This is a genomic window from Brevibacillus sp. 1238 (assembly GCF_029892995.1).
Classification (GTDB): Bacteria; Bacillota; Bacilli; order Brevibacillales; family Brevibacillaceae; genus Brevibacillus; species Brevibacillus parabrevis.
In genome coordinates this window covers 320236-334307 of sequence record NZ_JARXWC010000002.1, presented here as the reverse complement: position 1 = coordinate 334307, position 14072 = coordinate 320236, and the positions used below count along the sequence as shown (strand labels likewise).

Annotated in this window: 15 protein-coding genes; 1 reads left to right on the top strand and 14 read right to left on the bottom strand. The window is 53.0% G+C overall.

The genetic code is table 11. The annotated features are described in order from the left end of the window. Nucleotides 1-45: 45 nt before the first annotated feature. From M2298_RS05455 to M2298_RS05420, 8 genes are all read right to left on the bottom strand, one after another. Entirely contained in the window at nt 46-795 is a 750-nt protein-coding gene (locus M2298_RS05455; protein ID WP_173595792.1) for a pseudouridine synthase, read from the bottom strand. A gap of 114 nt (nt 796-909) precedes the next feature. After that, nucleotides 910-1443, bottom strand: coding sequence for a spore maturation protein (locus M2298_RS05450; protein WP_280648298.1), 534 nt, complete (start codon nt 1441-1443; stop codon nt 910-912). Nucleotides 1444-1454: 11 nt separating this feature from the next. Then, on the bottom strand, nt 1455-2045 hold the full coding sequence (locus M2298_RS05445; RefSeq protein WP_173595790.1) for a nucleoside recognition domain-containing protein: 591 nt from the start codon (nt 2043-2045) through the stop codon (nt 1455-1457). Then, entirely contained in the window at nt 2038-3210 is a 1173-nt protein-coding gene (locus M2298_RS05440) for a D-alanyl-D-alanine carboxypeptidase family protein (protein ID WP_280648297.1), read from the bottom strand. Before M2298_RS05440 ends, M2298_RS05445 begins: the two co-directional genes overlap by 8 nt. 97 nt (nt 3211-3307) lie before the next feature. Beyond that, nucleotides 3308-3892: an SMC-Scp complex subunit ScpB gene (gene scpB, locus M2298_RS05435; protein ID WP_063226896.1), complete on the bottom strand. Its 585-nt coding sequence runs from the start codon at nt 3890-3892 to the stop codon at nt 3308-3310. Further along, on the bottom strand, nt 3882-4643 hold the full coding sequence (locus M2298_RS05430; protein ID WP_274875229.1) for a segregation/condensation protein A: 762 nt from the start codon (nt 4641-4643) through the stop codon (nt 3882-3884). The genes scpB and M2298_RS05430 overlap by 11 nt, the downstream gene beginning before the upstream one ends. A 20-nt stretch (nt 4644-4663) precedes the next feature. After that, nucleotides 4664-5332 carry a site-2 protease family protein gene (locus M2298_RS05425; protein ID WP_173595788.1) on the bottom strand — a complete coding sequence of 223 codons (669 nt, stop codon included), beginning with the start codon at nt 5330-5332 and terminating at the stop codon, nt 4664-4666. A 279-nt stretch (nt 5333-5611) separates the two neighbouring features. Further along, a complete protein-coding gene (locus M2298_RS05420; protein WP_122963627.1) occupies nt 5612-6034 on the bottom strand; it encodes a hypothetical protein in 423 nt (140 codons plus the stop codon). Nucleotides 6035-6222: 188 nt separating this feature from the next. Here M2298_RS05420 and M2298_RS05415 point away from each other — a divergent pair, with 188 nt between their 5' ends. After that, nucleotides 6223-6657: a peptidylprolyl isomerase gene (locus M2298_RS05415; RefSeq protein ID WP_122963628.1), complete on the top strand. Its 435-nt coding sequence runs from the start codon at nt 6223-6225 to the stop codon at nt 6655-6657. Between the two features lie 62 nt (nt 6658-6719). Here M2298_RS05415 and M2298_RS05410 read toward each other — a convergent pair whose 3' ends face one another. The 6 genes from M2298_RS05410 to spoVAD all read right to left on the bottom strand — a co-directional run bounded on the left by M2298_RS05410 (nt 6720) and on the right by spoVAD (nt 14072). Then, nucleotides 6720-8999, bottom strand: a complete 2280-nt coding sequence (locus M2298_RS05410; protein ID WP_122963629.1) for a GGDEF domain-containing protein — start codon at nt 8997-8999, stop codon at nt 6720-6722. A gap of 131 nt (nt 9000-9130) precedes the next feature. Beyond that, entirely contained in the window at nt 9131-10453 is a 1323-nt protein-coding gene (gene lysA / locus M2298_RS05405) for a diaminopimelate decarboxylase (RefSeq protein ID WP_173598782.1), read from the bottom strand. A gap of 174 nt (nt 10454-10627) precedes the next feature. Continuing rightward, the gene (locus tag M2298_RS05400) at nt 10628-12097 is read right to left on the bottom strand and encodes a spore germination protein (RefSeq protein ID WP_122963631.1); all 1470 of its coding nucleotides are present in this window, start codon (nt 12095-12097) and stop codon (nt 10628-10630) included. Continuing rightward, a complete protein-coding gene (gene spoVAEA / locus M2298_RS05395) occupies nt 12051-12665 on the bottom strand; it encodes a stage V sporulation protein SpoVABEA (RefSeq protein ID WP_122963632.1) in 615 nt (204 codons plus the stop codon). The genes M2298_RS05400 and spoVAEA overlap by 47 nt, the downstream gene beginning before the upstream one ends. A gap of 31 nt (nt 12666-12696) precedes the next feature. Continuing rightward, a complete protein-coding gene (gene spoVAE / locus M2298_RS05390) occupies nt 12697-13047 on the bottom strand; it encodes a stage V sporulation protein AE (RefSeq protein WP_063226888.1) in 351 nt (116 codons plus the stop codon). Beyond that, entirely contained in the window at nt 13047-14072 is a 1026-nt protein-coding gene (spoVAD, locus tag M2298_RS05385; RefSeq protein ID WP_122963633.1) for a stage V sporulation protein AD, read from the bottom strand. Before spoVAD ends, spoVAE begins: the two co-directional genes overlap by 1 nt.

Sequence of the window (14072 nt, the reverse complement as noted above, 5' to 3'; positions counted from 1 at the left end):
TAGATTTTCCGCCAGCGCATAACTTATGAACAGATTTTGAACGAATCACGCTTTTGGCCCTCTGCTCCGTCTGTTTTGCACCAATCCTTGCTTCAGCTTGTCTACTTCCTGCTTGCTCAGCGCTCGAAACTGGCCTGCGCGCAGTCCTTCCAGCGTCAAAAATCCTAAGCGAACACGCTCCAGCGTGAGTACCGGATGCCCGATCGCCGCGCACATTCGCCGCACCTGGCGATTGCGTCCTTCGTGAATCGTCAGCTCGATCAGCGCCTTGGCATTCCCTTGCTCGGTTTTGAGCAATTTGGACGCCCCCGGCGAAGTCATGCCATCTTCCAGGAGAATGCCCGTTGCGAGCTTTTTCAGCTTGTCCTGGCTAGGTACGCCTTTTACCCAGGCGCGGTATACTTTGTCGATTTCGTAGCTCGGGTGGGCAAGCTTGTTGGCCAGATCGCCGTCATTGGTCAACAGCAGCAAGCCGGATGTGTCGTAGTCAAGCCGTCCTACCGGATAGACGCGTTCTTTTACCCCCGCGAGCAGTTCCGTGACCACTTTGCGCCCTTGAGGGTCGCTTGCGCTCGTAATCACACCTGTCGGCTTGTACAGCAAATAGTAGACGTGCTGCTCCAGCACGATTTCCCGGCCTTTTACCGTAATCTTGTCTGTCGCAGGGTCGACCTTGATTCCCTGCTCGTGAACAACCTTGCCGTTTACCTGCACATGTCCCTGTGCGATCAATTCCTCACAATGCCGGCGAGAGGCGACTCCAGCATGCGCCAATACCTTTTGCAATCGTTCCATCGTTGGATCACCTCTACAACATCATACCCATTCTTACCAGTGTGGACAAGAAAAAGGGAAAAACTTCCCCATGTTTCGAGGAAGTTTTCCCTGCGTATTTGACAATTCTTGCGTTCAGGAAAAAACGTACGAGACGATCAGCAAGGAGAAAACGACCCCCGCCAGATCAGACCATAGCCCGACCTTCAAGGCGTAGCCGGAGTTGCGAATGCCGACAGCCCCAAAATAAACAGTCAGGACGTACAAGGTCGTGTCCGTGCTCCCTTGCATCGTAGCCGCCAGTCTTCCGAAAAACGAGTCCGGCCCGTACTGCGCGATCAAATCGGTAGCGATGGCAAGCGACCCCGTCCCGGTCAGCGGGCGCAACAGAGCGAGCGGCACCAGTTCCTCGGGAAAGTGGAGAAAGTCTAGCACAGGCTTTATGCCGCGCAACAGCATGTCAAGTGCCCCAGACTCGCGGAACATGCTGACCGCCACCATCATCGCAATCAGATGGGGCAAAATGCGAATCGTCGTCGAAAGCCCGCCTTTTGCTCCCTCGACAAATGTCTCGTATACCGGAACCTGTCGGCGCCATCCGTACAAGAGGACAAACGCAATCGTAACGGGAATCGCCCAGAGCGAGATCAGGGATACCCATTGATACATACGGTTTCCCCCTAATTGTGACGTCGTAAGTGACGATAGCGATACCAGCGATCAATCAACAAGGCCACGATCGTTGCCGCAAAGGAAGAGACGAGCGTCGTCCCGACAATTTCCACCGGATTGACGGAGCCGTACTGCATGCGAATCGCAATCATGGTCGTCGGAATGATCGTGATGCTCGCCGTGTTGATCGCCAGCAGCGTGCACATCGCCGGGGAAGCTTTTTGCTTGTCTGGATTCAGCTTCTGCAATTCCTCCATCGCTTTCAGCCCCATCGGCGTTGCGGCATTGCCAAGACCGAGCAGATTGGCACTCATGTTCGACAAAATATAGCCCATGGCTGGATGGCCTTTTGGCACATCGGGAAACAGCAGCTGAATAAGCGGAGACAGCGCTTTGGACAACAGCGCAAGCAACCCGGATTTTTCCGCTACGCGCATAATGCCCAGCCAAAAGGCGAGGACGCTGAGCAAGCCGAAGCATACGGTGACGCCTGTCTTCGCGCCTTCAAAAGCTGCCGCGTTGATTGCCTCCATGCGACCTGTGAAGGCGGCGACGACGATTGAGATGACGATCAAAGCGAGCCAGATGACATTAAGCACGCCACAGCCCCCCTGCCACAATGTCCCAGAACTGCTTCCAGAACAAGTGCTCACCGCCCGCAGGCTGACTTGCCGTCGGAGCGTCGGCGCGCACGACGAGCGGCACCTGTCCGATCATGTTTTCCTTCATGTACACCTGCAAGAAACCGACGAGCTGCCCTTCCATCTGGGGGGTGATTGTCGACTGTCCCATCACAACGCGTTGTTTGATCGCTGCCTCTTCCGCAGACTGGAGCGGGTAGCGAAAAGCGTTTTGTGTCACCAAATGGGCGCCCGCTTCCATCGTAACCGGAGTTTCTGGCTGGATGTCCTGGCCTTCACCGACCAACTGCTTGACCGGAAAGTTGGCAAAGCCGTAGTCCAAAAGCTTTGCAGAATCATTCCAGTCGTCCGAAGCATTTAAAGTGATGGTCGCGAGCTGTCTTCCTTCGCGGGTAGCCGAGGCGGCGAGACAACGCTTCGCCAGCTTCGTGTAGCCTGTTTTCACCCCGTCTGCTCCGTTGTACAGATGCAGCATCTTGTTTTTGTTGAGCAGCCGTCTGTCCCACTGCTCCCCTTCCCAGGAGATGTCTTTGACCTTGGTGGAAACAATTTGCCGAAAAACCGGATTGCGCAAAGCATAGGCGGACAGCTTCGCCATATCTTCGGCCGTAGAATAGTGCTGGTTGCTGTCATCCAGTCCGTGCGGGTTGGTAAAATTCGTATGCTCCATTCCGATCATGGCTGCCTTTTCGTTCATCATATAAGTGAAGCCCGGAACCGAGCCGCCAATGTGGGTGGCAATCGTAACGGCAGCATCATTGCCTGAGCGCAGCATGAGACCGTAGAGCAGCTCTTCCAACGTCAGCTTTTCGGATCGCTTCAAGTAGATAGACGAGCCTTCGACCCCGACAGCTTCTGGCGGTACGGTCACCTGGTCGTCGAGCTTCCCCATCTCAATGGCGACAATCGCCGTCATCGTCTTCGTCAGGCTGGCGATCCGCATCTTTTTCGTGCCGTTTTTCGAATACAGAATCCGCCCGCTCGCCACATCAATCAAGGCAGCGCCTTCGGCCGAGAGGCTTGGCTGCGCCGTTTGCGCCTGTGCTGCGGGTGGCCCAGCCAGCAATAGCTGTATAAAAAGAAAAACGACGAGTCCGCCGGACAGAAGTTTTCGTACGTTCATACACGTCCTCCCCATCCCCAAAAGTACAACGATACACAGGTTTGTACATATATATGGGGACGAGTCGGGCGGTAGTACGAAAAACTGTCCGGAGCGACTAATCGTTTGCTTTTTCTTCCTGTCTGCCAAAAAGAGCAGAGGCTTCCATGCGGACTTCCTCGATATCCAGGTTGACAGGCGGTTCGGGTAGATCGGCAATTTCGCGCAGTCCGAAATGCTCGAGAAACTCTTTGGTGGTCGCGTACAAAATCGGGCGTCCAATCCCTTCGGCTCTCCCCGCTTCGCGAATCAACTGTTTCGACAAAAGCGTATTGAGTGCCTTTTCGCATTTTACACCGCGTATTTCTTCGATTTCCGAGCGCGTCAACGGCTGCTTGTAGGCAATGATGGCAAGCGTCTCCAGTGCTGCCTGGGACAGCGTCGATTGCCCAGGCGAAGTGGCTAGTCGCTCGAAATAAGGAACATGCTCGGGCAAGGTCGTCAACTGATACGCTTTGGCCACTTCGACGATTTGCACGCCGCGCCCTGCCCGGCGAAAGTCCGCTTTCATGTCCTCGATCAAGTCAACGACCTCTTCTTCCGATACCTCGACGATTTCACTAATCTCCTTGGCATCGATTCCTTCATCTCCCGAGATGAACAGCAAGCCTTCGATCACGCCTTTGAGCTTGTCATAGTCCATCGTTGTGGGCTCCTTCCGCATCACAGATCATGATGTCTTGAAACAGTTGATTTTGCACACACGTAATTTGCTTTGCCTTCATCAGCTCCAGCAAAGCGAGAAACGTCGTGACGATTTCCGAGCGGGTCGCTCCCTGGGCAAAAAGCTGGGAGAAGCGCACCATGCCCCCTCCGACGCGAACCAGCTGGCGAATCTGCGTCATCCGGTCCTTGATAGAGATTTCATCGCGGGAAACCTTTGTCATCGGTTCCTTGTCTTTCGCTTTTTGCACGAGTTTTTCCAGCGCATTGACCAGATCGTACAACGTCACGTTTTTGACGGTCGTATCTTCCTCGCGCGCATACGGAGCCAAATTTTCCGCAGGGCGGGTAAACACCTGGTTGCGGCCGATTTCCATCTCGCGAAGTTGCTCAGCCAGCAGCTTGTAGCGCTTGTATTCCAACAGTCGCGCCACCAGCTCTTCCCGCGGATCGATCTCGTCGACGTCCATGTCGAGAAAAGGCTGGAACACGTGCTCTTCTTTTCGCGGCAAAAGCATTTTGCTTTTGATGGAAAGCAGGGTCGCCGCCATCACGACAAACTCGCTGGCCACATCGAGTTGCAGCTCCTGCATGCGATCGATCGTCGCGAGGTATTGCTCGGTAATTTCCGCAATCGGAATGTCGTAAATGTCTACTTCTGCCTTGTCGATCAGATGAAGCAAAAGGTCAAGGGGCCCTTCAAATGAATCAAGTTTGATGCTGTAGGCCAAAAGACGTCCCCTCGTTTCCTTTAAATGAACACGCTGATGATGCTTCCGGCAACTTTTTGCACCCACATCACCATTAATCCCATAGGTATACCGAAAATGGTTGCGCTAACACCCGGGATGAAAATCAGCAGAAGCAACAACCAAGGACCATAGATTTCGAAATTGTAAAAGGCTCCATCCCATCTGCGCGGAGACAGGAAGCGCAAAATCTTATACCCGTCGAGCGGGGGAACTGGCAGCAGGTTGAACACAAACAAGCCCACATTGATGAAGACACAGTATTCCAGTGTTGTTTTCAATGCGAATGCAGCTTTTTCGCTCATTCCGTCCATCACGCCGTAATAACGTGTAAGTATGTAAACAATACAGAACAGAATCGCCAACACCAGGTTGATCAACGGCCCCGCTGCCGACACATACACGATACCGAGTCGCTTGTTCCCGCGAAATTGCAGCGGATTGATCGGCACAGGCTTGGCCCAGCCGAACGGTCCAAACAAAATGAGAATCAACCCGAACGGATCGATGTGCGGGATCGGATTTATCGTTAAGCGGCCCTCGTTTTTGGCGGTATTGTCGCCCAGTTTCCAGGCGACAAAGGCGTGCGCCCATTCGTGCAAGCTGAAAGCGATAACGAATGCAATCATGCGAAACGGTACCGTTTTCCAATCAAAATGAAATAGATCCATTGGTTCCCCCTTAACAGCTTCGCAAAAAGCCCAGCGCAATTCCCCAGGCTTCGCTCGGCAAAAAATCGTCTACCTTCTAGGATACCAGCAGATGGATAGGCTTACAAGTCTCTTCAAGGCTGGCATATCAGGCTGAAAGAGCCGGGCGTGATGCGAGCGAGTCATTGGCTTTTTCAGGCGTGCGAAAAGAAAAGCACCGACAAGCAAAAGCCTGTCGGTGCCGCAAATCGTTGATTAATAGAGTAATAGAGTAGCCAAAATTGATTCGAAGGCTAAGTCCTATTCTCTGTCATTCACTGCAATTAAAGTACCCAACATAGTGAATAGGAAACCAACCAAAGCAATGAAGCTGTTATCACCGTTACTGATTTCCCCAAACTGAAACAATCGAAATAAGAACCAAATAACAAAGAGTGTATAGCCTACTACCGCCCAATTTAAAAACACTTTTAAGAGCTTCTTTTTGGCTCTCTTTTCTACAATATCAATCCCTTTTCCAGTTATTCTCACTACATATTCACTTTGATTTACCTCATTTATTGCAAGCCATCCATGATCCTCCAAATACAAGTAGGCTGTATATTTTAATAGCGAACTTTTATCGTTGCAATTTAATGTCTCATGCGTAAACTTTCCCTCTGTCTGTTGATTTTTGTACACTTCTTTCAATAAATCAAGTCTACCTCTTTGCGTTATAGCCACTCTCTTCTCCCCCTCCTGATTACAACCGATTCGACAGAATCTAACAGTTTCCTGTATAACTTTTGCTTAAAATGGCAGTGTTGTGGGGAATAAGCTGAAATAACTAAACCAGCGGGATGTAATTGGACGACAACCATGACGCGTGGTAAAATAGGAACGTTAACTTTACAAGGTCTGGAGGCTCATCCATGAAAAAAGCGCACATCACCATGGAAAATGGTAATCAAATCGAGCTGGAGCTGTTCGATCAAGAAGCTCCAGGAACTGTCGGCAACTTTGAAAAGCTGGCAAACGAAGGTTTCTACAATGGTCTGTCTTTCCACCGTGTCATCCCTGGCTTCGTAGCACAAGGCGGTTGCCCATACGGAACTGGCACTGGCGGTCCTGGTTACACTATCAAATGTGAAACCAAAGGAAACCCGCACAAACACCAACGCGGTGCCCTCTCGATGGCGCACGCAGGAAAAGACACAGGCGGCAGCCAGTTCTTCATCTGCTACGACGCGTTCCCTCACCTCGATGGCGTACATACTGTATTTGGCCGCGTGACTTCCGGTTTGGAGCATGTTGACGCGATCAAGCAAGGCGATAAAATGAAAGAAGTCAAGGTATTGGGAGAATAAGACTCACCTAGTACAAAAAGACACTAGCAGTAATTTGCTAGTGTCTTTTTTATTTGATTTTTTCAACATCCACCCGCAGTCTCCACACTCGCCTGCTCTTCCCTCTCGCGGTCGCGAACAAACACCGTTCCCGGGTACGATTTCGCCCACTTTTTCACATCGGCCGCCCGGCGCGCCACGGCTTCCGCGCTCGTAAACATGCCTGGCCCCAAGTCCACGCCTGCCATGGACATTGACAATTGCACATCGTCGCCCATCCGGCATTTTTCGTAGATGTCCGTAAAATAGGAGGAAAACGAGTCGATCAAATACGTGACAAGCGCATCCACATGATCTGCCGCGGTGATGAGGATAAAGTCGTCGCCGCCGATATGCCCGATGAAGTCATTGCCGCTTCCAAAGCGCCGGGAGGCATCCCGCAGCAAATTCGCCGTCCGCACGATGATTTGATCGCCCACTTCAAAGCCGTAGCGGTCATTAAACCATTTGAAGCGGTCGAGATCGCAGTAAATCACCATCTGCGCCTCTCGCTGCTTGATCCGCCCGTTCAGTTCGCGCTCGATTTGCACGTTGCCTGGAAGCCCTGTCAGCGGATTGGCGGAACTGGCCATCTCCAGCTTGATCGAAGCCATCTTGTCGAGCAAATTTTGCACGGTCACAATGCCCAAATACTCGTTCTGCTCCCCGACGATGATCACGACGTCATAGAGATGATAGGCGTCGCGCGCCATGGCTCGTTTCGCTACCTCGTCCAGCCGGTCGTTTTTGCTGGCCTTCAGCGGGTTCGTGTTCATGATGTGGGAAACAGGCCGCTCGTAATAGAGGGCGATGCCGTACTGGCCGCCAAGAATTTGATAGAGCGAAAAGCGCATGACCAACCCGATCGGTCTGCCCTCTTCCAGGACGACTACGCTTTCAATTCGCTGGTTTTGCTCGAAAATTTCATGGACGCGCCGCACCCTGACGTGCTTTTCCACGCAAATCGTCTTGGCCAAAATCTCCGTCATGTCTGGCGCGACGATGATCGTCTCTTTCGCACCGTCTCTTTGCTTCTCCTGCATATAGCGCAAAAAGTTCATCGCCTGACCCGATACTTGCGCCATCCCTTTGTCCGGCTTGCCCAAATAGTAGCCTTGGCCGTAAACCACCCCTACGTCCATCAGCGTCTCCAGCTCGCGCTCCGTCTCGATGCCTTCCGCAATAATCTTGCAATTGACCTTCTCGGCGAATGAGACGAACGTCTCCAGCAGCGCCTGCTTGATCGGGTCGACATCGATATTGCGGATGAGCGACATGTCCAGTTTGATGAAATCGGGGTAAATCTCCGTAATCGATTCCAGGCTGGAATAGCCCGCACCTGCATCATCGACCGCGATCAAATAGCCTTTTTTCCGGTACTCTTCGATAATTTTGCGAAACACCGCGTAGTTCGTAATCGCGTGACGCTCCGTTATTTCAAAGACGATGTTATGCGGGTTCAGGCCGTAATTGGCGAGCAAGCTCTGAACCTTTCCCCTCAGCAAAAAGGGATCGTCTATCGCCCTTGGATCAAGGTTAATGAACAACTTTTCATTCGGATTTAAATAGCGCAGCTGTTCCAATGCTCGCTTGCGGCAAATATGCTCCAGCCGAAACACGGTATCCGTCTCCTCCGCATAGCTGAACAATGTCGCGGGCGTCGCAAACGGACTGTTTTGCGGGCCGCGAGCAAGCGCCTCCCACCCTAACGCCTGGCCGTCTGGCAGGTGAATGATCGGCATAAAATGCATGTTCACATTTTCTTCCGCAAGCAGCTTGTGAAATTGGGTCATGTGCGTGTACTTTTCCGATGTAATCCCGTACTTCGCCATATGGACGGCGTGTTTCACCGACGTGTACATTTCCCGGACGATATCATGACCTGCGATGGTAGCATAGCCGATATGCACCCGCAAATCTTCCCGGTTGACGAAGCTGACCTGACGATTCAGCTGCCGCTCCGCCAGCTCCTGAAAATGGATGGAAAGCATGCGGCAATCTTCATCGCTTACCTGTCCGCCAAAAGACACATAAATGGCGAAATCGTCGCCCCACAGCTTCTGAATCGCCAAAATCTTGCCTTTTATTTCGAATGCCTGGCGAGCTACTCCCGGCAATATTCCTTCAAAAATGTGCAGCACGCGTTTGGCGCTCGTATCGCCGTAGCGCTGCTCCACTTCCGTCATTTTGACAATATCGACATAAAACATGACGACGTTGCGGCCTTTCTCGATTTCCTGCCGAATGACGTTCTTCATCCATTGACGCTTATCCAGGGAAAAATAGGGAAAGCGCCGAAACTTTTTGATGAGAGTCGACAACATGCTGTATCTGTCCTCCTCGCCACCTCCATTATGGCAGGGAAGATTTAATTTTTCGTGAATGCCAGATGAAGGAAATATAAAGACCCTTCCTGTGCTTTTCGGAAGGGTCTTGGTCTGCTTTTTTGGATCGGTTAGCGCTGCAATTGCGCCCGTTTCGGCAAAAGATCGTGGCCGACGACATCTGCGTACGTCTCGCGTTTTACTACCAGCTCGGCTTCTCCCTCTTTGACGAACACAACAGCCGGACGAGCGATGCGGTTGTAGTTGTTGGACATGGAATATCCGTATGCGCCCGTGCTGGTTACAGCCAAAATGTCGCCAGCCGCAGCAGGAGGAAGCTTCACGTCCCAGATCAGCATATCGCCAGACTCACAGCATTTTCCGGCGATGGAGACGACTTCTGTGGCACTCTCGTTCATTTTGTTGGCAATCGCCGCTTCGTATTGCGCGTTGTACAGCGCCGGACGCAAGTTGTCCGTCATTCCGCCGTCAACGGCAACGTATTTGCGCACATTCGGAATTTCTTTATGCGAACCGATTCGGTACAAAGTGGTGCCTGCATCTCCGACAATGCTGCGGCCCGGCTCGATCCACAGCTCAGGCAACGGGATTTCACGCGCTGTCAGCTCCTCGCGCACGAGATCGGTAATCGCCTTGATGTACGTCTCGGCTGGCTGTGGCGTATCGCCCTCTACGTAGCGGATTCCGAAGCCGCCGCCGACATTCAGTACCTCTGGAAGGAAGCCATGCTTGTCTTTTGCGTCACCAAGCAACTCAGTCAACCGCTTCACCGCAACAAGGAAACCGTCTGTCTCAAAAATTTGCGAGCCGATATGGCTATGAACGCCCAATAAGTGCAGATGATTGCTCTCGTGCGCATAGCGGATCGCTTCCAGAGCTTGCCCGTTTTGCACATCGAAGCCGAATTTCGAGTCGATTTGCCCGGTGGAAATATATTCGTGCGTATGAGCTTCTACGCCAGGCGTTACGCGCAAGAGGACGGCAACCTTTTCGCCGCGCTCCTTCGCAACTTCTGCCAGCGTGTGCAGCTCATAAAAGTTGTCTACCACAAAACAGCCGATCTTCGCATCCAAAGCCATGTTGATTTCGTCCAGCGACTTGTTGTTGCCGTGGAAGTGAATGCGGTCAGCAGGAAAGCCCGCTTGCAAGGCTGTGTACAGCTCCCCGCCCGATACGACGTCGAGCGAAAGCCCTTCCTCCTCGATCAGCTTGCACATCGCCATCGTACAGAAAGCTTTGCTTGCGTAAGCTACCTGAAAAGAGAATCCCGTCTGGCTGAACGCCTCCACAAAGCTGCGGCATTTCGCGCGAATTTGCGCCTCGTCATAGACGTACAGCGGTGTTCCGTACGTAGCCGCCAGACTTGTTGTGTCACAGCCCCCGATTTCAAGATGCCCCTGCTCGTTTACTCGACTTGTCCCGTGTAAAAACATATTTGGCTCCTCCCAGTCTGATCACGCCGATCCTAATAGCCCAGATCCTATAGAGAAAGGCAACCGACAAAAAGCGTCAGTTGCCAAACATAACAAGCATCGTAAGGCTTCCCCATTCAATGTACTACAAGGCTGTGCGTTTGACAATGGGTGTTGGCATCCGTTTTCAGAATATTATTGCCGCGAGGAATTTTGGGAGCGAACGATGCTGGGCCGATTATTTTTGCTAGGAACGGCAAGCCGGACGACCACATCCTTCATCGCCTTGTAGTTGAAAGGGATGAACGGCCACAAATACGGCGTGTTGAGGGAACGCGTCGCAGCGAGTCCGACCAGCACAGCCAAAAAGCCGATCATCAAGCCAGGTGTGGAGAAGAAGCCCACCATCAGAATCAAAAAGATGCGGACGAGCCGATTCGCCAGTCCCAACTCATAGCTAGGCGTCGCAAACATCCCGATGGCCGCCACGGCCAGATAGAGAATGACTTCGGGCGCAAACAGTCCGACCTTGATCGCAACGTCACCGACCAGAATCGCAGCTAACAGGCCCATGGCCACTGACAGCGGCGCAGGCGTATGAATCGCCGCCATCCGCATGAGATCAAGTCCCACCTCTGCGAGCAGAAACTGCACCAGCAGCGGGATACTGCCCTTGTCCTTCATTCCGATAAAATCAAGCTGCTCCGGAATCATCGATGGGTGCATCACCATGAGCAGCCAGATTGGCAGGACGAAGACGGAAGCGAAAATCCCGAAAAAGCGCACCCACCGCAAGTAGGCACCGACCACAGGGGTTTGCCGATACTCCTCCGCGTGCTGAACGTGATGAAAGTAAGTCGCTGGTGTAATCATTACGCTCGGAGACGTATCCACATAGATCAGGACGTGCCCCTCCAAAAGGTGGACAGCGGCTACGTCTGGCCGTTCCGTGTAGCGAACGAGCGGAAACGGATTCAACGTTTTTCCGATAATAAACTCCTCAATCGTCTTTTCCGCCATCGGAATCCCGTCGATCTGGATATTTTGCAGCCGTTCTTTCAACTCATCGACAAGCTGCGGGTTCGCCACATCTTGCAAATAGGCGACCGCTACATCCGTTTTGGTGCGCTCCCCCACTTGCATGATTTCAAACCGCAATCGCTCGTCGCGGATTCTTCTGCGCGTCAAAACCGTGTTGATGACAAGCGTCTCCGTGAAACCGTCATGCGCCCCGCGCACGATCCGCTCGGTGTCTGGCTCTTGCGGGGAACGCGTCGGCAAAATTTTCGTATCCATGATGATCGCGTGATTCGAGCGATCGAGGATCAGGCCAACTTGCCCGACGAGCAGCTTGTCCATAAATTCGTCTGTCGTATCGACCTTGGCAAGCTGGTAGAAAGGAATGAATTTGTAAAACAGCGTTTCAAACAGGCTATCTGTGATGTCCCGGCCGCGCAAGTCGTTGATTTCGCGCATGATTTGCGAGACGAGCATACTCTCGGCAAAACCGTTTATGTAGTACATGAGCAGCTTCGTATTGCCCACAAAAAATTCGTGAACTCCGATGTCGAAGCTTTTTCCTACGCCAAGCCTGTCGTTCAAATACTCCTTGTTTTCCTCAATCCGCTCTGAGATCGGCCGTCTTTTCTCTGTGACTGTCGTCATAGGCGCCGCTCCTTTCCATGATCCACTGCACTGCTCTCTTGGTGATCGGGCAGCCATTTTGCAAGCTGTCACGGCCGTCCATTTTCCCGATGTCTCCGATTCCGATGACATTCGGCAGCTTCAACGTGTTCAAAATGTCAACAGTATCGCCGTAAATGCGATGCTGGAGCTGCCCGTCTGCATATCCGTCCTTATCCACCGCTTCTTCTACGATCTGTCCCTGGTTGTCGACTGAATAGGCCACAGTCGCTCCATGAACCCATTTCGTATTGGAAGCAACGGCAATGACGCCGATTACTTCAATGTCAGGATGCAAAGCGACGTACTCAATCGCCCGCTCCCCGCGCCCTTTGCCGTAATCGCCGTTGTCATCAAACATGACGATGACCGGATCATGCGGAGTCATTTTGATCAGCTCTACCACCTGTTCGCCCCTTACAGGAGTCGGGTTTCCGGCCGAAAGCGAGATGCATCTGCCTCCCAGCTCTCGCGCGACGCTTTCTACAGCTTTTTGTGCGATATGATCGCCATCTGTTACCAAAATGACCTTGCGCCGCATTTGCTCCATCGTTTGCTCACCGCCTCTGCTCGCCTAGACGTCAGCCTTTTGGTTTGAAGACGAGTGAAGCCAGAAAACCGAACGCGATCGCCGCCGATATCCCTGCACTGGTGACCTCGAAAATGCCGGTAGTCACCCCGATCAGGCCATGTTGCTCCGCCTCGCTGATCGCTCCGTGATACAGCGCATGGCCGAAGCTTGTGATCGGCACCGTAGCACCCGCTCCGGCGAAGTCGATGAATTTGTCGTAAACGCCAACAAAATCAAGCACGACACCTGCGACAACCAACGTACTCATGACATGGGCTGGCGTGAGCTTGCCGACGTCGAGCAAAAGCTGTCCGACGACGCATACAAGCCCGCCCACGACAAAAGCAATCACATATTCCATCATTGTCCTCCTTCGAGCGCGACCGCGTGCGCGATGCACGGAATCGAATTGCCTTGCTGGGTGCTGACCGGGCTTAACAGCGCGCCTGTCGCGCATACGAGCACTTTTTTCAGCAACCCGCGGTTCAACTGATCCACAATATGGCTGTAGGTCACGACCGCGCTGCTTGCACAGCCGCTGCCGCCAGCGAACACATCCTGATCGGGCGTGTAGATCATCAGGCCGCAATCGTTGTACACCTGATCCATGTCGTAGCCTTCCGCCAGCATCAGCTCTTTTACGATCGGATAGCCGACCGATGCGAGATCGCCCGTCACGATCAAATCGTAGTCTTGCGGCTTTCTGCCCGTGTCCTGAAAATGAGCCAAAAAAGTCGAGACGGCTGCTGGCGCCATCGCTGAGCCCATATCCAGCGGGTCCTTGATTCCCATGTCCACTACTTTGCCCATCGTCGCATACGTGATGCGCGGTCCCGTCCCTCCGATGCCAACCAGCCCAGCCCCTGCGCCCGTGACCGTCCATTGCGCCGTGGGCGGCTTTTGTCCGCCGTATTCCGTCGGATAGCGATATTGGCGCTCGGCTGTGGCGTTGTGGCTGCTGCAAGCGGCAATCGCTCTGTTGGCATATCCGGCATTCACCAGAGCGGCAGCCGTAGCCAAAGTGAGCATGGACGTCGAGCACGCCCCGTACATGCCCAGAAGCGGGATCTCCAGCTTTTCGGCAGTGAAATTGGTCGTGATGTTTTGATTCAGCAAATCGCCCGCCAAAATGGCATCGACTTCGCTGCCCGCGATCCCCGCTTTTTTCAGCGCAGCCGAAACAGCGTCCTCCAGCAGCTGTCGCTCGGCGTTCTCCCACGTATTCTGCCCGGCGTACATGTCGTCGTGAATGACGTCAAACAAAGAGGCGAGCGGCCCTTCCCCTTCCTTGGGGCCGACAGCTACCGCCGAGCTTTGCAAGCGGACATTCTGGTCGAAGTGCCAGGTTTGGCGGCTCACCCGTTTCAGATGTGGATTGCTCGACAC